22 protein-coding genes are annotated in these 23,220 nt (G+C 42.6%); 18 read left to right on the forward strand and 4 right to left on the reverse strand.

Annotated elements, in window-relative coordinates; translation table 11 throughout:
- The first annotated feature begins 10 nt into the window (after positions 1–10).
- The 8 genes from nuoF to CH373_RS13955 are packed head-to-tail and all read left to right on the forward strand — an operon-like array spanning position 11 to position 9,078.
- Positions 11–1,324: an NADH-quinone oxidoreductase subunit NuoF gene (gene nuoF / locus CH373_RS13920; protein WP_100714185.1), complete on the forward strand. Its 1,314-nt coding sequence runs from the start codon at positions 11–13 to the stop codon at positions 1,322–1,324.
- A gap of 7 nt (positions 1,325–1,331) precedes the next feature.
- Positions 1,332–2,381 (forward strand): NADH-quinone oxidoreductase subunit NuoH, encoded by a 1,050-nt coding sequence (gene nuoH, locus CH373_RS13925; RefSeq protein ID WP_100714186.1) that lies wholly within the window; start codon positions 1,332–1,334, stop codon positions 2,379–2,381.
- A gap of 3 nt (positions 2,382–2,384) precedes the next feature.
- Positions 2,385–3,095, forward strand: coding sequence for an NADH-quinone oxidoreductase subunit J family protein (locus CH373_RS13930; RefSeq protein ID WP_100714187.1), 711 nt, complete (start codon positions 2,385–2,387; stop codon positions 3,093–3,095).
- Positions 3,092–3,430: an NADH-quinone oxidoreductase subunit NuoK gene (nuoK, locus tag CH373_RS13935; protein ID WP_423789787.1), complete on the forward strand. Its 339-nt coding sequence runs from the start codon at positions 3,092–3,094 to the stop codon at positions 3,428–3,430. Before CH373_RS13930 ends, nuoK begins: the two co-directional genes overlap by 4 nt.
- Before the next feature lie 5 nt (positions 3,431–3,435).
- A complete protein-coding gene (gene nuoL, locus CH373_RS13940) occupies positions 3,436–5,370 on the forward strand; it encodes an NADH-quinone oxidoreductase subunit L (protein WP_100714188.1) in 1,935 nt (644 codons plus the stop codon).
- A gap of 1 nt (position 5,371) precedes the next feature.
- Positions 5,372–7,060, forward strand: a complete 1,689-nt coding sequence (locus CH373_RS13945; RefSeq protein WP_243393400.1) for a complex I subunit 4 family protein — start codon at positions 5,372–5,374, stop codon at positions 7,058–7,060.
- Positions 7,057–8,538 carry an NADH-quinone oxidoreductase subunit N gene (locus tag CH373_RS13950; protein WP_100714189.1) on the forward strand — a complete coding sequence of 494 codons (1,482 nt, stop codon included), beginning with the start codon at positions 7,057–7,059 and terminating at the stop codon, positions 8,536–8,538. Before CH373_RS13945 ends, CH373_RS13950 begins: the two co-directional genes overlap by 4 nt.
- A gap of 21 nt (positions 8,539–8,559) precedes the next feature.
- On the forward strand, positions 8,560–9,078 hold the full coding sequence (locus CH373_RS13955) for an SseB family protein (protein WP_100714190.1): 519 nt from the start codon (positions 8,560–8,562) through the stop codon (positions 9,076–9,078).
- Between the two features lie 48 nt (positions 9,079–9,126).
- On the opposite strand, the gene CH373_RS13960 is transcribed toward CH373_RS13955, so the two are convergent.
- A complete protein-coding gene (locus CH373_RS13960) occupies positions 9,127–10,458 on the reverse strand; it encodes an MFS transporter (protein WP_100714191.1) in 1,332 nt (443 codons plus the stop codon).
- Positions 10,459–10,651: 193 nt separating this feature from the next.
- Here CH373_RS13960 and CH373_RS13965 point away from each other — a divergent pair, with 193 nt between their 5' ends.
- Positions 10,652–11,269: a hypothetical protein gene (locus CH373_RS13965; protein ID WP_125169995.1), complete on the forward strand. Its 618-nt coding sequence runs from the start codon at positions 10,652–10,654 to the stop codon at positions 11,267–11,269.
- A gap of 175 nt (positions 11,270–11,444) precedes the next feature.
- Here CH373_RS13965 and thiL read toward each other — a convergent pair whose 3' ends face one another.
- Positions 11,445–12,368, reverse strand: a complete 924-nt coding sequence (gene thiL, locus CH373_RS13970) for a thiamine-phosphate kinase (RefSeq protein WP_100714193.1) — start codon at positions 12,366–12,368, stop codon at positions 11,445–11,447.
- Positions 12,369–12,453: 85 nt separating this feature from the next.
- Between thiL and CH373_RS13975 the strand changes: the two genes are divergently transcribed.
- The 6 genes from CH373_RS13975 to mpl17 all read left to right on the forward strand — a co-directional run bounded on the left by CH373_RS13975 (position 12,454) and on the right by mpl17 (position 18,097).
- Complete coding sequence (locus CH373_RS13975) at positions 12,454–13,158, forward strand: YceI family protein (RefSeq protein WP_243393401.1); 705 nt, start codon at positions 12,454–12,456, stop codon at positions 13,156–13,158.
- 235 nt (positions 13,159–13,393) lie between these two features.
- Positions 13,394–13,843, forward strand: a complete 450-nt coding sequence (rplM, locus tag CH373_RS13980; protein WP_100714195.1) for a 50S ribosomal protein L13 — start codon at positions 13,394–13,396, stop codon at positions 13,841–13,843.
- Positions 13,844–13,857: 14 nt separating this feature from the next.
- Entirely contained in the window at positions 13,858–14,256 is a 399-nt protein-coding gene (gene rpsI / locus CH373_RS13985; protein WP_100714196.1) for a 30S ribosomal protein S9, read from the forward strand.
- Positions 14,257–14,337: 81 nt separating this feature from the next.
- Positions 14,338–17,100 carry an alanine--tRNA ligase gene (gene alaS, locus CH373_RS13990; protein ID WP_100714197.1) on the forward strand — a complete coding sequence of 921 codons (2,763 nt, stop codon included), beginning with the start codon at positions 14,338–14,340 and terminating at the stop codon, positions 17,098–17,100.
- Between the two features lies 1 nt (position 17,101).
- A complete protein-coding gene (locus tag CH373_RS13995; protein WP_100714198.1) occupies positions 17,102–17,593 on the forward strand; it encodes a YajQ family cyclic di-GMP-binding protein in 492 nt (163 codons plus the stop codon).
- Between the two features lie 117 nt (positions 17,594–17,710).
- Complete coding sequence (mpl17, locus tag CH373_RS14000; protein WP_100714199.1) at positions 17,711–18,097, forward strand: cell surface protein MPL17; 387 nt, start codon at positions 17,711–17,713, stop codon at positions 18,095–18,097.
- 12 nt (positions 18,098–18,109) lie between these two features.
- On the opposite strand, the gene CH373_RS14005 is transcribed toward mpl17, so the two are convergent.
- Positions 18,110–18,526, reverse strand: coding sequence for a lipoprotein (locus CH373_RS14005; RefSeq protein ID WP_100714200.1), 417 nt, complete (start codon positions 18,524–18,526; stop codon positions 18,110–18,112).
- Positions 18,527–18,547: 21 nt separating this feature from the next.
- Positions 18,548–19,213 carry a hypothetical protein gene (locus CH373_RS14010; protein WP_100714201.1) on the reverse strand — a complete coding sequence of 222 codons (666 nt, stop codon included), beginning with the start codon at positions 19,211–19,213 and terminating at the stop codon, positions 18,548–18,550.
- Positions 19,214–19,300: 87 nt separating this feature from the next.
- On the opposite strand from CH373_RS14010, the gene CH373_RS14015 reads away from it, so the two are divergent.
- The 3 genes from CH373_RS14015 to CH373_RS14025 are packed head-to-tail and all read left to right on the forward strand — an operon-like array spanning position 19,301 to position 23,143.
- Positions 19,301–20,881: a M16 family metallopeptidase gene (locus tag CH373_RS14015; protein WP_100714202.1), complete on the forward strand. Its 1,581-nt coding sequence runs from the start codon at positions 19,301–19,303 to the stop codon at positions 20,879–20,881.
- A complete protein-coding gene (locus CH373_RS14020) occupies positions 20,878–22,308 on the forward strand; it encodes a M16 family metallopeptidase (RefSeq protein WP_100714203.1) in 1,431 nt (476 codons plus the stop codon). Before CH373_RS14015 ends, CH373_RS14020 begins: the two co-directional genes overlap by 4 nt.
- Position 22,309: 1 nt before the next feature.
- Positions 22,310–23,143, forward strand: a complete 834-nt coding sequence (locus tag CH373_RS14025) for an MBL fold metallo-hydrolase (RefSeq protein WP_100714204.1) — start codon at positions 22,310–22,312, stop codon at positions 23,141–23,143.
- Positions 23,144–23,220 lie beyond the last annotated feature (77 nt).

Consider the following 23,220-nt stretch of genomic DNA (forward strand, 5'->3'; position numbering starts at 1 on the left):
GGCTGATGAAATGGCCGAGATGAAATTACTTACAAAGTATATTGACGATCCAAGATCGAATGACTTGGATTTCTATGAATCCGTTCACGGTTACGACGGAATGAAGAAGGCTCTGCAGCTCAAGCCAGAAGAGATCATTGATATCGTAAAAAAGTCTGGTTTGAGAGGTAGGGGAGGCGCTGGATTCCCTACCGGTTTGAAATGGTCCTTTATACCCAAAGACAATCCAAAACCGAAATATATCATATGCAATGCGGACGAAGGAGAGCCCGGCACATTTAAGGACAGAAAGCTGCTCGAAAATCTTCCCCACCAGATTCTCGAAGGAATGGTGATTGGAGCCAAGGCGATCGGCGCGAATAAAGGATTTTTTTATATTCGCGGGGAGTTTCACAAAGGAATCGATTCCGTGCAGAAAGCGATCGATGAGGCTTACGCAAAAGGATATTTAGGAAAAAATATTTTAGGAAGTGGCTTCGATTTTGATCTGGTTTTGTACCAAGGTGCTGGTGCTTATATTTGCGGAGAGGAGACTGCTTTGATTAGCAGTATCGAAGGCAGAAGAGGACATCCAAGATTGAAACCTCCGTTTCCTGCAGTTTCAGGCTTGTACAGATGTCCTACGGTAGTAAACAACGTGGAGACTTTCTCGGCTATCCCTCATATTTTTGATAAGGGTGCAGAGTGGTATTCCAAATTGGGGACTGAAAAATCTCCTGGAACTAGACTCTTTTCAGTTTCTGGACACGTTAAAAAACCAGGAGTCTACGAAATCGAACTCGGAACTCCCTTGATGGAACTAGTCATGGATATCTGCGGTGGAATGTTAAACGACATACCTTTGAAGGCGGTCATTCCCGGAGGCTCCTCCGTGCCGATTCTGACTGCGGAGGAATGTAAAACCGCAAACATGGACTTTGAGTCCATGGCGGCACACAAAACCATGCTAGGTTCCGGTGCTGTCATTGTGATCGGAGAAGGGACCGATTTGGTAGAAACAACATATCGTTTTGCGAAATTTTATGCGCACGAATCCTGCGGACAGTGCACCCCTTGCCGGGAAGGTACTCATTGGGTGAGGGACCTCCTTCAAAAAATTAGAGAAGGGAACGGAACTCAAGGGGATTTGGATCTGATACTTTCTCTTTCTCGGAATATGGAAGGTGGAACTACGATTTGTCCATTGTCGGACGCGTGCGTAGGTGCAGTAAGGCCGACTATATTAAAATTTCGTCATGAATTCGAAGCGAGGCTAAAAAAGACAGCTCCTGTGAACGATATTGCTCAAGCAGAGAGCGGTAGCCCTGTGGGTAAGGAAGGCTGAAAAGAATATGGATTGGAATCAGGTCCTTTTTTGGCTTTTAAAGAGTGTAGTCTTTTTCGTAATTTTCATCACTGCTTGCGCGTATTATACTCTTGCAGAGCGCCGGGTCGCTGGATTTATCCAAGACAGGAAGGGACCAAATCGAGCAGGTCCTTTCGGAATATTCCAACCTCTTGCTGATGGAATTAAATTCTTAACTAAGGAAGAAATCTTTCCAAAGAATGTGAACAAGGTTATGTACTTGGTGGCTCCAGCTATCTCCATGACTTGCGCAATTTTAGCCTGGGCGGTAATTCCTCTGGGTGGAAGGATCGATCTGCCAAACTGGATTTCATCCAAGATTGGAATCGGAAGTTTGGATTTGCAGATTGCGAATCCCGACACTGGTATTCTTTTTTTATTTGCGATCTCTAGCCTCTCAGTTTATGGAATCATTTTGGCTGGATGGGCGAGTAATAATAAATACAGTTTGATCGGAGGAATTCGATCCACCGCTCAAATGATCAGCTATGAATTGCCTCTCGGTTTATCCGTGGCGTCTATCGTAATATTGACAGGTTCATTACGACTTACTGATATTAATGATTCTCAAATCGGGCTCTGGAATTTCTTTAAATTGCCCGGATTTATCGCCTTTTTTGTGTTTGTTGTAGCCATGTTTGCCGAAACGAATCGATTGCCGTTCGACTTGGCCGAAGCAGAATCCGAATTGGTAGTCGGGTTTCATACTGAATATGGAGCTTTCAAATTCGCGTTATTCTTTATTGCAGAATATATGAATATGATCACGATGAGTTGTGTGGTTACCCTTCTTTTCTTCGGCGGTTATAATGTTCCGTTTGGAATCTTAGAAGGCTCTCCGTACCGACCTCTTTTTGGTCTAGGCTTCTTTGCGATCAAAGTTCTGTTTTTTGCCTTTGCGTTTTTATGGGTTCGCTGGACTCTTCCAAGATTTCGCTACGATCAGTTGATGAGTATAGGCTGGAAGAAAATGATTCCGTGGGCTGTGTTCAATATTGTGGTCGCGAGCATCTATTCTCAGTGGCAGGGATTCTAAGCGATGGCCGGAATTTTTGATCAACCTCAGCTACTTCTTTTCTTCGTGTTTGCGGGGATCCTGATCGCAGGTTCTCTCGGAGTAGTTTTTCATCCGAATCCGATTTCGTCGGCGATTCTTTTGGTTCTCGCCTTTTTTGCATTAGGCGGAATTTATGCGGTCATGGGTTCCATATTCATCGCTACCATGCAGGTGCTGGTGTACGCCGGTGCGATTATGGTACTGGTCGTATTTGTCCTTATGCTTCTTTCCCTCCATGACGAAGGAGTAACTCATCTTTGGAAAAATCCGATCAAGAAAAGTATTCTGCTCGGATTTGTGGCGATTCTCGGAGTATTGCTTGTGAATGCGGTTCGTGAAGGAGTTCCTCATACTGCCCTTGGACCGAATGGGTACGGAGAAGAACTGCATTATCGTTATTCGATTCCGAATTCCCAAGCTGGGGAGTCCAGGAGCGGAAGCCAATCGAGCGATTCTGTAGATTCCAATCCGATGAAGAAATTTATGGTTCCGAGTGAATCGAATCCTTTGTCGATAAATGCGACTACCCAAGTGAACGGGAATACAGCGGTTGTCGGGTCTTCAATGTTTTTGGAATACTTGCTTCCCTTCGAAATCGTATCAGTGCTTCTTCTCGCAGCGGTTTTAGGAGCGGTGATACTGGGCAAAAAGAATTTGGGTAAGAAAGACGAGGATATAGGTAGTCGCTTATGAATCAGCAAGCAGTGATTAGTCGAACCGTCTCCGGAATCCCCGTGGAGTTCATCTTAATCTTAGCGGTCATCGTTTTTTCAATCGGAGTCGCGGGTGTTTTGTTTCGACGAAGCGCGGTTGTGATTTTCATGTCCATAGAATTAATACTGAATTCGGTGAATCTGGTTTTTGTAACATTTTCTAAAGCTCTTCTTCAGGTGCAGGGAGAAGTGGTTGTATTTTTTGTTATGGCGATCGCCGCCGCTGAAGCTGCTATCGGATTGGCCTTGGTAGTAGCGATTCATAGGAAAAAGAAGACCAGCTTTGTAGACGAAATGAACTTAATGAAATGGTAATATAGATGTTCTGGGAAATTTGCATAACCGCGATCGTATTGCTACCCTTGATCGGCGCGATTCTGAATGCGTCGATCGGCAGAAGGCTTCCTGGAAATTTCGCGGGAGTTCTCGGAACAGCCTTTTCTTTTGGCTCCTTCTTTTTCGGAATTGTAGCTTTCCTTGCCTTCAAGCCTTTAGAGAGACAATTTCCTGAAATCGTAACTTTGTTTACTTGGGCCGAAGTGGGCAATTTTCAAGCGAACGTAGCATATCAAGTAGATCAGCTTTCCTTATTTATGGTGATGATTGTAACTGGAATCGGGAGCTTAATTCATCTCTATTCGATCGGCTACATGCACGGAAATCCTGGCTATGCTCGATTTTTCTCATACTTAAACCTTTTCTTATTTTCTATGCTTCATCTCGTCTTAGCGGACAATTTGCTCGTATTGTTTTTTGGCTGGGAAGGGGTAGGACTTTGTTCCTACCTTTTGATCGGATTCGATACGCATAAAGAAGTCGCTGCAAATGCCAGCATCAAGGCATTCATTACCAATCGAATCGCAGACCTCGCGATGGTATTAGGTATCGCATTTACATACTGGTACACCGGAACAATCTCTTTTACAGAAATGGAAAGTGTTTTACCTGAATCTTCGGGCTTTCTTTACGTTTTGCCAATGGTCACGGCTTTTTACTTTATTGCTGCGATGGGAAAATCCGCGCAAATTCCGTTTCACGTTTGGCTTCCGGATGCAATGGCTGGACCTACTCCGGTTTCTGCCCTAATCCATGCTGCTACGATGGTGACAGCCGGAATTTTCTTGATCGCTAGATTAAATTTTCTTTTTGTACTAACTCCTACTGTCGGTTTTTACATTACCTTGATTGGAACTGCCACAGCTTTGTTTGCGGCGACGATTGGTGTCTTCCAAAATGATATCAAGAAGGTGCTGGCTTATTCTACCGTTTCACAGCTTGGTTATATGTTCGTAGCCATGGGAGTCGGAGCGTATGTGGCCGGTTTGTTTCATTTATTGACTCATGCATTCTTTAAAGCCCTCTTGTTCTTGGGAAGCGGTTCGGTAATTCATTCTTTAAAAGATGAGCAAGATTTGAGGAATATGGGCGGGCTCAAATCCCAGATGAAAATTACCTGGGTGACATTTGTGCTCGGATCTCTTGCAATTTCGGGAATTCCTCCATTTTCTGGTTTTTTTTCCAAAGATCTAATATTAGAAAAAGCTTTTAATTACAATACTTTAATATTTGGTCTTGGGATTGTAACTGCTCTTTTGACTTCGTTCTATATGTTCAGATTGACCTTCCTGGCATTTGACGGTAAATCGAGGGTGTCTCCCTCTACTCATCCGCACGAGTCTCCATTGACAATGACGATCCCGCTTGTTGTATTAGCGGTCGGGGCTGCTCTTTCGGGCTTTCTTTTGATACCGGAGTCATTGGGGGGATTTAATATCTTAGAAAGGTTTTTTGCGCCGATTTTTGAAAACAAAACGGCAAAACTTTTCTTGGCGACTGCTCTGAGCTCGCAACCTCACCAACTTGCGCATTCCACGGAGGCAATCCTTGCCTTGCTTTCTCTTGCAGCGGCTTTAGGAGGATTGCTGATAGCTTGGATGTTATATCTCAGAAAGGGAGTTGTTCCAGTCGCAGAATCTTCTTTAACCGGTTGGAAAAAGGTTATAGCAAATAAATATTATATAGATGAGCTCTACTCTCTACTTATTGTTGAGCCTGTATTATTCTTTTCTAATTTTTTCTCTAAAGTTATAGAAAAGAAATTTATCGATCGGATTTTGGTGAACACTGGCAGAATTTCCAGCGCGACTTCAATTGTTCTGAGGCGATTGCAAACTGGGGCAATTGTTGATTACGCTTTTTTAATAGTTCTCGGAACTATACTTATCCTATCCTTATTTTTATGGAGGGCGTTGTAAATTGGCCCTGCCGGATTACTACCTAAGCATTTTGCTTTTTTTGCCGTTTATAGGTATTCCGTTTCTTTTTTTGGTTCGATCTGAAAAATGGATTCGTATTACTGGAGCGATCGTCACTTTCCTGGCATTCTTGCTAACGATTCCGTTGTTTTTCGAATTTGCAGTGGGCGACAGCGGATTTCAATTCGCCCATAGAATCCGAAATTTCCTCGATCTCGGAAAAGGCGGATTGGATTACTATGTGGCGGTTGATGGGTTTGCCTTGCTCTTAGTAGCAATGTCCACTTTGCTTTTTTTCCTTTCTTCCCTATCAGCATATTCAAATGTTAAGCGAAGGGTAAGGGAATTTTACGTTTTTCTGTTATTAGTTGAAACAGGAGTAATCGGAGTATTTCTCTCGGTGAATCTAATCCAATTCTATGTATTTTGGGAATGGATGGTGCTGCCTTTTGCGATGATGGTCGGGATCTGGGGAGAAGAAGGCAGAGTGAAAGCTGCGATGAAGTATCTGGTATTTTCTTTTACCGGATCTGTATTCATGCTAGCCAGTATTCTGGTCATTTACTTCCAAACTTCTACCTTGGATTTGGAAGAGTTGGCGACTTTGCCACTTTCGGTAATTCCTGCAAATCTACGATTCTGGCTTTTCATCGGATTTAGTTTTGCTTTTGCGATAAAAATTCCGCTCTTTCCTTTTCACACTTGGATGCCGGATGTACACGAAGAAGCACCTACTGTGGGTTCCGTTGACTTGGCGGGCATCCTACTTAAGATCGGATTGTTTGCTTACGCAAGGATCGCGATTCCATTGTTTCCACAAGTCTTTCTACAGTATCGAGATTTTTTCTCTGGGTTAGCTGTCGCTGGAATTTTGTATGGTGCTGTGGTGGCTCTGACTCAAAATAATACGAAGAGGTTGGTAGCATTTTCTTCTCTGTCTCACATGGGGTTTTGTATTCTCGGAATTCTAACTTTGACAGAAGAGGGGGTCAGCGGTGGGATGATCCAAATGGTGAACCACGGGTTCACATCAGGATTATTATTCTTTTTATTAGGAATTTTGCATGAAAGAACCGGTACGAACGAATTAAGCAAATATTCCGGGATAGCTAAAAGCGCTTCCTTGCTCGCGGCATTTATCGGATTAGCAGTGTTCGCAACCGCCGGCCTCCCAGGCACGAACGGTTTTGTAGGGGAGTTCTTGGTGCTGATCGGAACTTTTAAATACAATGTGCTCTTCGGAATTCTTGCAGGCTTAGCGATAATTTTTGCTGCTGGTTACATGCTGATCTTCGCAAAATCATTGTTATTTGGGGAGCCGAACGAGCTCTCACAGAAAATTAGACCTTTAAATTTTAGGGAAGTATTTATCTTATCTGCGGCGAGCCTTCCGATTCTTGTGATGGGAATTTATCCGGAACCTTTCCTGAATCTTGTGGAGCCGAGCGCCAGAGTAGTATTGAACGTAACCGCGGAAGACGCGATCCAGGAAAGAAATTGGGAAGGTGGATTGAGGACCGTAGAAAGAAAATTTACTAACTACCGTGCGTTAGGGCGCCAGGTCTCCAAATACGAAGAAAGACTTCCGATCCAGAAAGGTTACGGGTTACCGGATCCTAACAGAAAAAGAAATGGAAGCAAGATAAACGATGTGAATTCCGTTGAGGAAGAAAAGGAGTCGAACGAATGAACTTGATTCCGAGTGCAGGAGACCTAGTCTCTATTCTTCCGGTCTTGATTCTTTCTTGCGGAGGAATTCTATTACTTTTATTGCAATTTCCTTTTACCCACAAAGAGTTTAGAGTTGTTCGAATCAGTGCCGGACTGATCGTACTTTCTGCTATATTAGGGTTATTTTATACTCAGTTCGTATTTCCTGGTCCAGGAACCTATTTAGGCGGGCATTACGAAATTAGCGGACTGGGTTTTTGGTTTGGACTGCTCTATCTGGTCATGGCTTTCGGGACGATTCTCTCATCTCCAAGAGTATTAGAGCAGCATAATATGGAATTTCCGGAGTTTTATGCTCTATTGTTGTTCGCAACTTCTGGCATGTTTTTTATGACAGGAGGGGCTGACACGATTACGATTTTTACCGGACTGGAATTGATGAGCCTTTCCCTGTACGTTTTAGTCGGGATGGCACGGAGCGATTTATTCTCTTTAGAAGCTAGTTTGAAATATTTCTTACTAGGAAGTTTCTCGACCGGTTTTTTATTAATGGGAATGGCATTCTTATTCGGAGGTTCTGGGACCACTCATTTGGTTGAGTCTCTTAAACCCTTGGCGATAGAAGGTTTGGAAGCGAATTTTTCAAAGATCGGTTTTTTGCTCTTCCTGACCGGTGTCTCCTTTAAGATCGCGCTTTTCCCTTATCATTCCTGGACTCCAGATGCTTATGAGGGAGCTCTGACTCCTGTGAGCGGTTTTATGGCGACTGCATCCAAAGCTGCAGCAATGGGACTGCTTTTATTAGTATTTCATAAACTTCCAAGTCCAGTCTACGGAACGGTGTGGTCATGGGTAATGGGCGGGCTTGCGCTGCTATCCATGACCTACGGAAATTTCCTGGCGCTAAAGCAGGAAAACTTAAAGCGATTGCTTGCGTACTCTTCGATTGCACACGCCGGCTATGTCGTGGCGGGCTTGAGCCTGGGTGTAGAGGAGGAGGCGATTTTTTATTTAATCGTTTATTCTTTTATGAGTTTAGGCGCATTTGCATTGGTCGCGTATCTAGAAGAAGGAAAGCGGCATGTTACTTTTGCATCCGTACAGTCTCTTTCGATAAAGAGTCCTTGGGTTTCGTTTTCCCTGTTCATATTTTTTCTATCCTTAGCAGGAATTCCTCCCCTCGGAGGGTTCTGGGCAAAGCTTTTCCTGTTTCAAAAAATCGCCGAAACCGGAGACTTGCTATCTAGAATTTTACTCATCGGCGGAATCGCAAATTCGGCTCTGGCTTTGTATTATTACGCCAAAGTAGGAATTTCGACGTACATGAGTTCTGAGGAAGGCGAGATCGCCAAGTCGACAAGTATATCCAGAAGTTATGGAGTACTATTTGTTGTGATTTTCTGCGTCGGAGCCATTTTAATCGGTTGGTATTTCGTTCAACCAAAGGACCTTTCAAGCCTGCTGCTACAAGGCCGCGTGGAAAGTTCGCAAAATTAATGAGAATATTATAAAATTCTTATGAGTTTTCTGAAGCGGATTTCAGATCGAGTCAAAGATCTTTTCGAAAAGGACGATTCCGACGAGAGAGTTCTTCCTGGGCTAAATTTCCCTTTGCGAAAAGCAATGTACAAATATTCCAAGCAGAAGTCTCGGAGAAATTTGGATACCCTGTCTGCCGAATTGACCAAAGCTGTTTTTCTTGTGCCAAGAACTACTCAGTCTAAAGCAATTCCTAAAAAGAAAGTCAAAGCAAAGACCGCAGCTAAGAAGGCAAAGAAAAAGAAAGAGGCCGAGGCGCCAATCGTACTAATGTATGTTCAGGACGAAAGAGGCAGAATTCTTTTGCCCGCTTTCTCGCATTCATCCGAAGTAAAGGCATACTTTCAAAAGGAAGTTTCAACCTTATCCGTTCCGGCCTCTGATCTATGGAAGCTTGGATTGATGAACGAGAAAGTAGCCGGCGTGGTCATCGATCCTGCGAGTTTGCTCTGGATTCTCTCTCGAGACCACCTCGAAGGATTATCCTCTTCTAAATAAGTTTGTTACGACGAATTGCCGACGATTCACTAGTCGTTAAAGTGCACTTCATGCTTTTGGCTTCCAATTCCAAGTAATCGATAAAAGTAAAATTGCGATCATTCCAGAAGCAAGCATCAGATAAATTAAGAATTCCCACTGGAAAGTAGCTAGAGAGCTCAGCTTTCCGACGATCTGAGATAATGCGGTTCTTCCTAAATATCCGAACAATCCAATAAAACCTGCCGCCGTCCCGACAGCTTTTTTTGAAGTGAAATCCAATCCGGCAACTCCTAGAAGCATGACGGGAGGGTAGATGAGTAACCCAACGATACCAAAAAGAGTCAAATCAATCCAAAGTTTTCCCTTGGGAACAAACAATATCCCGACTAACGCAAATAAGATGGGGAAAAGACAGAGCAAGCTCGCTATACCTCTTTTTCCTCCTAGATTATCTGAGATCCTGCCAATGTATAGAGTGGATCCGATCGCAGCAAATTCGTAAATCAAAGTGCTGATGCCGCCTTTTTCCACACCTGCGCCCTTCGTAAATTTGAGATAGGATGGCCCCCAATCCGTAAGTCCGTACCTTACGATATATACGAAAAAGTTGGCCAAAGCAAAAAGCCAAATTTTAGGATTTTTTAATACTGACTCGACGATGATTTCTCGAAATCCGAGTTCTTTTTCGAGGGATTCGATTTCTGCGGTCGAAAAAGATTCCTTTTCCTGGTATTCCTCAATTGGAGGCAATCCTACAGATTGAGGAGTGTCCAAAAGTCGAAAAAATAAATATATTGCCGTTACGACGGATATCCCCGCGGGAATGAAAAACGCGTTTCTCCATCCGAACCAAGAGGTACTGTAGGCAGCGATCACGCCTACCAGGCCTCCTCCCACATTGTGGGCGATATTCCAGATAGCAAATTTGGTACCGCGCTCCGAAACTCCGAACCAGTGCCCGAGTGATCTACCGCAGGGGGGCCATCCCATTCCCTGGAACAAACCGTTTAACCCCCATAAAGTGAGGTGTGTATTGTAATCAGAGGAGCCACCAAAAAGTATATTACAAATTGCTGTTAGAAGCAGTCCGATCGGCATAAACACTTTGGGATTGCTTCGATCCGATAGAGCACCCATTAGAAATTTTCCGATTCCATAGGAGATTGCAGTTATGGACAGAATGTTTCCGACTTGTTCCTGGGAGTAGTTCAAGGCTTCTGCCATTTCTTTGGATACAATTGGAAAATTATTGCGAACTATGTAAAAAACCGCATATCCAATGAAAGTCGCTTCCAGTATTCTCCATCGTAAAATAGGATATTTCTGATCAATTTGCTCTTTCGAAATTCGAGGTATTTCTTTGGCTGGTGCGAAGAAATTTAAAAATGAAAATGACATTGAATGAGGATCATTTATGGAATGGCTCAGTGTGCAATCTTATTTTAGAGTTCTTGTTAGGTCAGGGGCTATTCGTCATTATAAGGTGAGCTAAGCATTTAATTTTCCGACTCCGATGAAGAACTTCTTTAGAACTATAATTTCCTTTTTTCTGCTTAGCTTTCTATCTATTCAATGCATGATAACGGATGCCTTGGAGAACAAGGCCAAAACCTATATCGGACAAAGCAATTACTTGATCGAAGGTCCAGTAGGGGTCGATTATATTGGAATTTCCGGCGATAAGACTATTGTGATGCAGCTTAGTTATCGCAGATATTTAAAATGGAGTCCCGAAACATTGGACGGGCATCTTCACGCTATAACTTGTGTGCAGTCATCCGATTCAGGAAATCGATGGATCACTTCGGATTCAAAATTACAGCAGGTTCAAATTCTTGGAAACGAATACCCATGCACAAATAAACCGATCTCTTTTTATTCCGAATGCGGGCAACAAGAATGGAAAGAGTTGGTTCAAGCAGATGGAGGGACGCACAGGCTGAATGGGAATTACATCTTGCTGATTTCTCCCTTTAGCAATGACAAAGAAAAGTCGAGTTATTGCTATAAGAGTCCGGGCGATCAATTTCGACTTCTAACTCTGAAATTCTCCAAAGGAATTCATATCGAATCTTATCAAAGTGGAAATAAGGCTTACTTTCTATTGGTTCCGTTTGCTTGGATTGGCGATGTGATCACATTTCCATTTCAGCTTGGAATCGTGTTGCTCTACGCTATGATGCACAAAAGTCCTACTGTCCAAAACTAAGCCTGCTTCCGGAAATGATTTACCCCGGAGGGTCCCGCCTTAATTCACTGCGGTATTTCTTATACGCGAATTTATATTATTAAAACTTTATAATATTATAATTTTAATATATTATTAAATTATTAATATTTATTTAAAAATATAAAAATTATTTTTGAAGCACTCCTGCGGATTGTCATGCGAAATGCAGGAATCCTGGGTTCTTAGGGATCCAGGTTTTTCCATTTAAATGAAAATAGGCATTCGGTGTTTCTCCTTCTTCTACTTTCCTACAAGTTCCTATCTGGGTGACAGGAATTCCTTTGCATTCAGAGGGAAGATCTTCGGAGGAAAGCACAATCAGTTCTAATTCTTCTCCTGAACTGAGAAATTCTTCCAGAGTGAGAAAGTCTAAGATACCTGGAAGGTGGGGGATTTGTTCTATGTTCACTTCCATGACCAAATTGGATGCTTTGGATAGTTTACTAAGGTCCTGCACTAATCCGTCCGTCAGGTCCATGCAGGAGTGTACTTCGTTTTGTCCCAAGAGAGAGTCGACTAATTCGATTCGAGCGGTCGGACGAAGATGCCTTTCTAATGATTGAGAGTGTAGGGCTTCCGGGACATTTGAAGCATATCCCTTTAAGATCTTATATCCTAAAAAAGAAGAACCCACATGACCACTCAGGTATATTTTGTCTCCGGCTTTTCCATTCACTCGATTGAGAGGCGAATTAGATTTTCCGAGTAAGGTAAGAGTCAAATTTAATTCATGAGATCTGTATGTGTCGCCACCGCAAAGTTCTATTTCGTAGCGATTTATTTTTTTTCGGAATGAGTCCAGGAATGGGTTTAAGAAATCTTTATTATTGCAATTCGAAGAAAGTCCGAAGTTAAAAAAAGCCTTTGTCGGAAGTCCATTGGCAGCGACTATATCGGAAACATTCACTTCTACTAATTTACTCGCAATATCTGCCGGAGAACTCCAATCTAGTCTAAAGTGTGTCTCCTCAACGATCGTGTCGGTAGTAATCAAAATGCCGTCTTCCCCCAGATAACAGTCGTTCAACTGCTCTCTTCCATCCGGGTAAAGGGAGCGAATAATTTCTTCTTCTTTCAAGTGACTCTCTTCTCCTAATTATGAAAAACCTTGACTCGTTCGACTTTAAGGGCTAGTCTTATGCCCTATGAAAACTGGATTTGCTTTGCGACCACTAAGTTCGAAATTTCATATCATAATTGGATTGTCTGTATGTTGGCTTTTACTTGGCGATTGTAAACCTAAAACTCCAGCAGTACCACAACCTGGAGTCTGTAAGTTTACGTTCAGCCCTGCGGATACAAGTTTAGAATGGAAAGCGTTCAAATTTACCGATAAGGCAGGCGTAGGTGGAAAATTTACAAAATTCAAAACCAGTGGAACGTCCGCTGCGGACTCTCAAGAAGGTGCTATTGCAGGATTAGCGTTCGAGATTGATTCAAAAGATGTAGATAGCGGAAATCCGGATAGGGATGCGAAGATAAAATCACAATTTTTTGGAACAATGAAAGAGAAGGGAATGATCAGCGGATCGTTGCTCTCTGTTTCCGTTTCACAGGATCGGAAATCCGGCACCGGAAATCTCAAGCTCAGATTGAATGGAATCGAAAAGGAAATCCCGCTCACCTTTGTGATCGAGAATGGAGACGTTTTGAAAGTAAAAGGATCGATCAATGTGAATGACTGGAATGCTACCAGTTCTCTTAACGCTTTAAATCAGGTATGCAAAGACCTACATACAGGCAAGGACGGAAAATCTGTACTCTGGCCGGATGTAGAGATTTCGATCCAAACCCGTTTGAAATCGGAATGCAATGACCAAGAAGTAGCTTCTGAGGCGGATAAGACCGCTCCTGTCAAACAGGATTAATTGAGACTTTCTGTAGGAGCTCCTACAGAATCGATCGCCAAAATTCTATTGCCAGAAGAGCTCTGGCGTGATACTTGGCTGGCTTGTGGCGGTGGAGGGGGGTTCCCACCACCATCCCCCCACCCAAAGCAGGGCGGGGCAACCGTACACGTACCCAAAACTGCCATTTCCCTATTATTTCCTTGACCCACACGGCGGGTACGCGAAATTGGCCAACACAGGACGTTTTTTTCTCATGCCAGTACTATCCAAACAGCATAAGACTCCTTCTCTAAAAAAAGAACAGGCTCAAAAAGTCTGGTACGTCGTGGACGCAGAAGGAAAGACATTAGGTCGTTTAGCATCACAGATTGCTCATAGGCTTCGTGGAAAACACAAAACAACTTTTACTCCACACGTAGATTGCGGAGACAATATCATCGTTATTAATGCGGCAAAGATTTCTGTAACCGGTAATAAAGAGACCCAGAAAAACTATTTTCACCACTCTCGTTATCCCGGTGGGATGACTACTACTCCGTTGCAAAGCATGAGAGAGAAGCACCCAGAAAGAATCTTGGTCGAAGCGGTCAAAGGCATGCTTCCGAAGAGCAAGCTTGGAACTAAGATGCTCAATCATTTTAGAGTATTTTCCGGGTCAGAACATGACCTTGCTTCCCAAAAACCGCTAAAACTGGAACTCTAAGGGAGAACTAAAGAATGGCAAGTGCCAAAGAAATCTGGGCAGTCGGTCGTAGAAAAAACGCAATCGCCCGCGTAAAACTAAAAGAAGGTTCTGGCAAGATTCTTGTAAACGACAGGGATATTAAGGACTATTTTCACAATAGCAAGTCAAACCTAAAGGAAGCCCTGACTCCTCTTGCTTTGTTGAACGTTCAGGATAAATTTGATCTACTCTTTAATGTAAGCGGTGGTGGTATTATCGGTCAAGTCGGAGCCATCCGTCATGCGATTGCTCGTGTGGTTTGCCGCTATAATCCTGAATTCAGGTCCACCGTGAAGAAAGAAGGATTGCTGACCAGAGATCCTAGAATGGTGGAACGGAAGAAATACGGTCTACATAAAGCTCGTAGGGGAACTCAGTTCTCTAAACGTTAATCCATTTCGTCATTCGAAAACCTTTGGAATGCCTGAAGTTCTTGGAAAAGACCTCGGGCATTTCTTATTTGTTGAGGCATCATGAAGTCTAAAACTGTTTCTGAAATCAGTCGTATTTTTCTAGATTATTTTAAAGAAAAGGGTCATACTATCGTACCATCTTCTTCTTTGTTACCTGCAGGAGATCCGACACTCTTATTCACTACTGCCGGAATGGTGCAGTTTAAACCGCTCTTTACAGGAGCAGTGGATCTTCCTTATACAAGAGCTACTTCCGTACAAAAATGTCTAAGAACGACGGATTTGGAGAATGTCGGAAAAACCGAAAGGCATTGCACTTTCTTTGAAATGCTCGGAAATTTCAGCTTTGGAGATTACTTTAAAGAAGAAGCCATCGAATACGCGTTAGACTGTTCTGTAAATTATCTGGGATTTCCCAAGGAAAAGATCTGGGTTAGCGTATATGAAAACGACGATGAATCTGAAAAAATTTGGATCGCAAAGGGAATTCCTTTAGAGAGAATCACTCGTCTCGGCAAGAAAGACAATTTTTGGGGTCCCGCTGGAGATAGCGGAGCCTGCGGACCTTGTTCTGAACTGTATTTGGATCGTGGACCTGAAAAAGGCTTTCCAGATTGTGGAACCAAGAATACTTGCAGACCCGGTTGCGACTGCGATCGATATTTAGAATTTTGGAATATAGTATTTAATCAATTCAATCAGGATACGGAAGGCAATCTTCATCCGTTAAAACAAACCGGAATCGATACAGGTTCGGGTTTGGAGAGAATGGCTCTGCTTCTACAAAAAGTAGACTCTGTTTATGATACCGATGAACTTAGAAAAATCATCACTCAGGTAGAAGCAGTCTCGGGCAAAAAATATGCGGAAGATACTAAGGTTCCGTTCCGAGTAATCACGGATCATATTCGCTCGGTATTGTTTGCGATTTCGGATGGGATTTTTCCGGACAGAACCGGCAGAGGCTATGTAATCAGAAGATTGATCAGAAGGGCGGTTCTTTTTGCCAGAAGACTGAATCTTACCAAGCCATTCCTGTTCGAACTAGTGAAACCTGTGATCGAAATCTATCAGGATCGTTATCCAGATCTAAAAAAACACTCCGCTTCGATAGAAAGGACGTTATTTAGCGAAGAAGAATTATTCCTAAAAACTTTGGAGCTCGGGCTGCAAAAAATTGAAGAGCTCGTTGCTAAAACCAAAGCTTTGGGGAAAAATACTTTCTCCGGAAAAGATAGTTTTCTGCTCTATGGAACCTATGGATTTCCTCCGGAAATGACCGAGGAAATTGTCGCAGAACAAGGGTTAACCTTTGATCGAATTGGATTCGAGGAAGAGCTCGAAAAAGATCGCCAGTTTTCCAGAGACACATGGAAAGCGAACAAAGGATCTCTTCTAACTGGCATAAAAATAGACAGAACCGAATTTTTGGGCTACGAGACTTTGGAAGCCGAGTCCGAAATCGCGAGCGCATTTTTAGAGAACAAGCAGGTCGCCAGTCTTTCCGAAGGACAATCGGGGATTTTGGTTTTCAAAGCCTCTCCCTTTTACCCAGAAGGAGGAGGACAAATCGGTGATACTGGATTTATCCGAAAGCAAAATGGAATATTCAAAGTTCTTGATACTCAAAAAGAGAACGATGTAATCTTACATATCGGGACAGTTCTGTCCGGGAGTTTCTCTTCCGGTGAAAAGGCAAGACTCGAAGTCGAAAAGGATAGGCGAGAAAAGTTGCGCTTTCATCATTCTGGGACCCACCTTTTGAACGGTGCTCTCAGATCCTTATTGGGACCACATGTGCTCCAAAAAGGATCGATCGTTTCTCCCGAATACTTGAGATTCGACTTTTCTCATCCTGCTCCCTTGAGTGGTGAGGAAATTAGAAAAATTGAATCTTGGGTGAACGAGAGTATTAGCGAATCGATCCGAGTAGAAACCAAATTGCTTCCGATTGAAGAGGCTAAAAAAACCGGAGCTGTCGCTGCTTTTGATGAAAAGTACGGCGATTCAGTGAGAGTCCTTCAGATGGGAAACCGCTCCTTAGAATTTTGCGGAGGAACTCACGTTTCCAATACGCAAGAGATCGGGTATTTCTTGATAAAAAAAGAATCCAGTCCTGGGGCAGGAAATCGAAGAATCGAGGCGGTCGCGGGGCCGGTGGTAATCGAAACGTTCCAAGCTAGGTTTGCTGAACTTACAGAAGCATCTCAAAATCTGAATTTGAAGATTAGAGAAAGCCTTGGACAGGAAGGTTCCCCTCTGCTAATTCAAACTCATATCCCGGATCCTGACGAGATTCGAAACTTGTTCGAGCAAAAATCAGCAAAGGCGGTTGCCGAATTAAGGGATTTATCCGAAAAACTTTCTTTAGAATTAGAAGAGACTCAGGCAAAGTATCTGAAGGAGAAAAAAACTAGAGAAAGTAGAGATTTCGAAAGTAATCCGGAAATTCTAAAATCGGTACTCGATCAGGGAAAATTCATCGGCTCTGTAAAGATCGTGTCAGCGATATTCGATTCCAAAGATGCAAAATCCTTGAAAGGACTTTCCGATAACTTAAAGGTGAAAGAAAAAGAGCTGATAGCAGTTCTCGCAAGTAAAAATGTTGAGGATGCAAGTATTGTAGTCACCTGTTCGAATTCTTTGGCAGGAAAAAAAGTTCATTGCGGAGAGCTAGTTAAGGCCGCATGCGAAGTGTTAGGTGGAAAGGGAGGCGGAAAGCCAGACATGGCCCAAGGCGGAGGAAAGGAAAAGGAAAAGATTCAGCAAGCCGTAGAGCTTGCGGTTTCCATGGCGATCAAAGGTTTAAACGGAGAAAATTAGGATGAGTGATCCATCATTTGACGTAGTTTCTGAGGTTGATAAACCTGAACTGCAAAACGCAGTCAGCCAGGCTATTGCCGAAATCAAGAATCGATTTGATTTTAAGGGCTCCAAATCCGAGATTCAATTGGAAACGGAGAATCTGATTTTGACTTCGGACAATGAGGCAAAATTAGAAAGCGTCATTGACGTATTGATCAACAAGATGGCGAAAAGAGGGATTGGATTGAAATCCTTCGATTTTAAGTCCAAGGTGGAACCTGCTTCTGGTGGGACGGTCCGCATGAAGGTGAAAATTCGAAACGGACTCGAAAAGGAACAAACAAAGGAGATCACTCGAATCGTAAAGGACTCAAAGTTAAAAGTCATTGCTACGATTATGGGGACTAGTGTTCGGATTCAAGGAAAGAAAAAAGATGATCTCCAAGAGATCATGAAGCAATTGAAATCTGCAGATCTACCCTTCGATGTACAATTTCAGAATTTCAAGTAAGCAAAAGCTGAACCATTCATTTCACTTAAAATAGGTATTCCGTAAACCCAGATTGACTGAGAAATTGTCAGCCTGAAAATGAAAGAACTTAAAGAATCAAACACTGTCTAATTACCGATGAAAAAACGAATTGCTATCTTCTTATTTTTTGCCTTCGCAACTCAGGTAAGTTCGGAGAGTCCGATCCATTTTAAATTAGAAAAAGGAATTGGAGATACTTACTTTTTGAAATTGGAACACGCCAAGAATTTTGGAGTTCAAAAAGACGCTCCGCATAAAATTTTACTGAATCCGAGCGCAGGCTTATCGATAGAATCCGCAGACCTGAAACTCAAAGGAAAAGCTTCTATAAAGAAAAAGGAATACTTCGAATCAGTTTCTCCCATGCCGATTACTTTGAAGGGCACCGGGCAACTCACAATAGACGCAAAGATTTTTTATTGCGATTACGATCGGAATATTTGCATTCCTGGAAAAATCCAACAAACAGAGAATATTCGATAGGGGAAGTTTTCCCTATCTCTTGATCTGAGTCTTAAGATCCGTTTCTACTACATGGAACAAGTAGTAGGTCTTTCCGTGGATCGGCTTGGATGTTTTTACGATCTTGCCTTTATTCTCCACAATTTCCTTTAAATGTTTTCGATCATTCGGCTTGAAAAGATCTCCACGTTCTGCGATGAACAAATTCAAAGCTCTTTTTCTGGCTAATTCAAGTGCATCGCCTTCATTACTTTCCAAGGACGAAACCACCACCTGGTAGGTCGACGAATCCAAAAATCCTTCTGTCGCTTTCACAAATTGATCTTCTGCGGTGTGATCTGATTCTTGTACTACGGATTTTTGCTCTTGGACCTCTACCCTATTTCCGCCGCTACTGCAGTAGAAAAAGGCTGAAATCAGCGCAAGGATGGATAACGTTCTTAAAAACATAACAGTTCCTTCGGGCCAAGTTTATGGAGCTTCTAGATCCCTTAAGTCGGTATCGGTGATTCGTTTGAACAGATCTGTCTGGACAATCCGATAGACGAATCGGCAACGGTTTGGGTCAGTATAATCTTCCCTATACAATGATAGACCATCTAAAAACCAAGAAAACGTCGCCCTATATGCTAAAAATTCGGAACTGGCTTGGTTAACCTTTAATTGTACTTTGGAATCTTTGTTTTTTTCCGATGCATCAGTACTTGCATTCGAGTCTTTTGGATCCGTCGCAGTTTGAGTTTGGGGGCTGGGTTGGGTCATTCCTCCCATTTGAGTAACAACTCCAGCTCTAGCAATCTGCGGTGGTTTCGGAGGTGGTTCGTAAGGTGGAACCTTGGATCCGATTCCCACTCCTATTTTGGATTTTCTTTCTTCTTGGATCTGCGCAAGCAATAGTGGGATAGAAATCTGATCCTTCATTCGTAGAGAAAGAGTCTTGCACTCCTTTCTTAATTCTAAAATTGGTTTTTCTTCCTTTGGGATCGGAACATTGACCACAACTTGAAAAAAATCCCTAGAGATAAAGCCGCTGTCGGAAGTATTTTCCCAAGCTTTTCTTCGATATCCTGGATCAGCAGGTACGCAAGAGATCAGATAGAAAACGAGCATTAGGTAGACCCGTTCGATACGGAACATTCATCCATGTTGAAAGCATGCTTTCCAAAAATCAGCCGGATTTTTTCCAGGTGACACCCTCGCATTTCGAGGAAATCTTGCAGGTATATGTCCAAACAGCCGCTTCCTTTGCAGAAAAGAGTATTTCGGATCCTTCTATTGATCCTTTTCTTGGGAAACCCGTTCATAAGCTTAGTCGCTGAAGAAGAAACTTTCGAAAAAATTCGAATCAATTTAGAATCTAGAATCCGAAAAATCGTTCTTAAGAACGGAATCCGGCTACTAATGATGAAGAGAGAAGGATCTCCTACTGTAGCGATTTATACTAAGTTTTTAGTCGGCTCTGTGGACGAGACTCCTGAGATTGCAGGAACTGCCCACTTGTTAGAACACATGTTGTTTAAAGGGACCAAGAATATCGGAACCAATGACTACCAAAACGAAAGAATTTATTTGGATCAAATTCGAGTCTGGGGAAAGCGTCTCGACGAGTATCGCTTAAAGGAAAGAGAATATATCTCTAAAGGCGAAAGTATTCCTGAGTCGTTTCTCAAAGAAAAATCGAAATTGGAAGGGCGGCTCAAGAGCTTAATCGAATACCATCGAAAGTTTATCGTTTCCAATGAGGATTCTTATATCTATGATAAGAACGGTGGTACTGGATTCAACGCGTACACTACGAACGATGTGACGAACTATCAGATTTTATTGCCAGCGAACAGGATCGAAATTTGGGCCAAGTTAGAATCGGACCGACTTAAGAATCCGATTCTGCGAGAATATTATACCGAGAGAGACGTTGTATTGGAAGAAAGAAGGATGAGGGTGGAGAATCGCGGGATCGGAATTCTAAGAGAAAGTTTTCTAGGAGCCGCATATTCTGGACATCCATATCGAATGCCGGTGATCGGTTACGAAGCAAATCTGCCTTATCTCGATATAGACGAGACCGAGGCCTTCTTTCGCAAAAACTATCGGCCGAGCAATATGACTGTAGCAATCGTCGGAGATCTAGACTTTAACTCTACTGAATCGATTGTTCGCAAATATTTTGAAGATATTCCAGATGGAAAAACTTCCCCTTCGATCAGAGTGCAGGAAGGATTTAATTCTGGATTAAAAAGAACCACGGTTCGCCACGCTTCTGGGCCTATGAAGGCAATGGGTTGGCTCAAGCCTTCCTTTCCACACCCGGACAATGCAGTTTTTGACGTAATCGATGCAGTGCTTTCTCAAGGAGAAACGAGCAGGTTATACAAGAGGTTGGTGTTAAAGGAGAAAATGGCTCAGAACGTTTCGTGTTGGAACGGGGACCCGGGGGATCGGTATACGAATCTGTTCTCCATCTATATTACGAATACTAGAAATGCAAATCCGGATGTGATCGAGAAGGTGGTTCTCGAAGAGATAGAGGCTCTGAAAAACGAACCTGTTACTAAAGAAGAGTTGGCTCGTATTAAGAACCAGTTGATCGCGGACTATATCCGCGGACTGGACAGTAATTCCAAGCTTGCCGATGTATTAACATATTATGAATTAATTGCAAAGGATTGGAAAGCTCTGTTTGAAGGCTATTCTCAGTTGAATGGAGTTACTCCAGAGGATATCAAACAGGTGGCCAAAAAATACTTCGTCGCAAATAACATGACTGTAACGGATCTGATTAGCTCAGAAGGGAATTCCAAGTGAAGAAAGCGACTAACAAGACCTATCTTTTTATTCTATTATTTGTTTCTTACGGCATTCTTTCGGCTCCGGGAGACTTCGTAAAAGATATCAAGCTTCCTGAACTGGAATTTCATTTTCCGGAAGTGAAGGAAAGCTTTGCGGATCCGAACACGAGAGTTCTATTTCTACCGAACTCGGAATTTCCTGTACGGACGATAGAGATTCATTTCTATTCTGGATCGGAATATTATCCAAATATACCACCGGAACTGCCGGAAATCTTTGCAGAGTCCTGGAAAAAAGGTGGCACAAGGTCTCTTCCGGGCGAGAAGTTTGCGGAAGTCTGGGAATCCTACGGATCAAAACTAAGCGTAGATTCCGATTTTGATTCGATCGTGGTCACTTTTTCTTGGCTCTCTAAGTATGATAAAGAGTCCAGAAAATTGATATCTGACTTTTTAAAGGAGCCAGAATTAGGACAAGAGGCTTTCGAATTTTCTAAGTTACAACTTTCGGAACAGATTAAGAGGAGAAATGAAAACATTTCTTCCTTGGCCTACAGAAAAGCGAGGGAAGTAGCGTACAAAGGAAAAGTAAGGGGCAACTCTCTTTCAATTCGGAGGTTGGATGCGCTTTCTCCTGAATCTCTTTCTTCTTTCTATAAGGATAATGTCCGCAAATCAAGCAGAGCAGTATTGATCACCGGAGAATGGAACGAGTCGGAACTTTCTGAGTTTGTTGGTGAGATATTACCAAAAATAGACGGAAAGCCAGCTTCGGAGTTTCAGGATTCTTCCCAGGAGGCTCTAGAAAAGTCCTTAAAATCTTTAGAATATAAGAATTTAATTATAGATAAAGACAATACTCAAAATGTGGTTCTGTTTTTGGGAATTGGCCCGTCTCACAATCACCCCGATTTTTTTGCGATTCAGCTTCTGAATTATATTATTGGTGGTGGAGGTTTTAATTCCTATTTCATGTCTAAAATTCGCTCGGACAAGGGCCTGGCCTATTCATCTTCGAGCTATCCGATGTTTGAGAGTGATCATTCGGTTTTGTACTTCGCCACGCAAACAAAAGCTGCGTCTACAATGGAAGTTTATGATTTGATGGGAGAGATTCTGAGTGACGAAACCTTTTCTAATATATCCGAAGAAGAATTAAGGGATGCGAAGGAAGCGATTTTGAATAAGTTTATATTCTTATTTACTGATTCGATGGAGATACTGAAAAACGAGCTTAGATTCAGAGAACATGATATGCCTAAAGACTACCTTCGGACTTACCGCGATAAAATTCTCTCGGTGAGTTTGAACGATCTAAGGCGGATTGGGAAAGTCTATTTCCGCAGGGATCGCTTGTTCGCATTAATCGCCGGACCGCAATCTTCGAGCCGTAAGAATTTACCTACCGTAAAGAAGATCGGGCCGGAGGATAGCGTTCCTTAAAATGTACACGAAATTCGAATATAAGCAATATGCGTTCGAAGGAATTTCAGAGGGAGGAATTCGAACCTCTATAACAATGCCGAGCTTGAATTTGATGTTCGATATCGGGCATCAGAATCCTAGTAAAATTCACATTGATCGATTATTGCTCACACATTCGCATTTAGATCATTCTGCAGGAGTTCCTTACTACGTATCTCAACGTTCTTTAAAAAAACTGAAACCTCCTAAAATTTACGTCCCTATAGAATTAGAAAAGCCACTGGATGAAATTCTGCAACTCTATTCAAAAATTGAGGACTTCCCTTATCATTACGAATTAAAAGGAGTGGCAGAGGGAGAAGAGATAGAGTTAGATAATCATCACGTTTTCAAAGCCATGCGAACTTTTCATAGAGTGCCTTCACAAGGTTATACGATCTATGAAAAGCGCAAAAAGCTAAAACCCGAATTTCAGGGACTTTCGACAGAAGAATTGGCGATCAAGAAAAAAGAGTCGATAGCAATCGACGAACTGGTGACAAGACCTGTCGTGAGTTTCTCGGGAGATACGAAGATCGAATATGTTCTGACGCATAAGGACGTAGCGGAATCAGATGTTCTGTTTCTGGAATGCACTTACATTGATGAGGAAAGAAATGTTGAGAAGGCAAGAGAATGGGGCCATATTCATCTGAACGAAATCATTCATAATCTTTCTGCATTCAAAAACAAAAAGATCGTATTGATACATTTCTCCAAACGGTATCCTTTGTCGTACATCAGAAGCGAACTCGCGAAGCGGATCCCTCCTTCGGAAAAAGAAAGATTTCATCTATTTCTGCCTACGGTTTGAAATTGTAGGAGCTCCTACAAGGACGGGCATGCAAAAAGCAGCTTGAAGAAGCAGCCCGTTTGTGATACGTGGGCTTT

Origin of the sequence: Leptospira perolatii (genome assembly GCF_002811875.1) — a bacterium.
In the GTDB taxonomy this organism is placed as follows: domain Bacteria; phylum Spirochaetota; class Leptospiria; order Leptospirales; family Leptospiraceae; genus Leptospira_B; species Leptospira_B perolatii.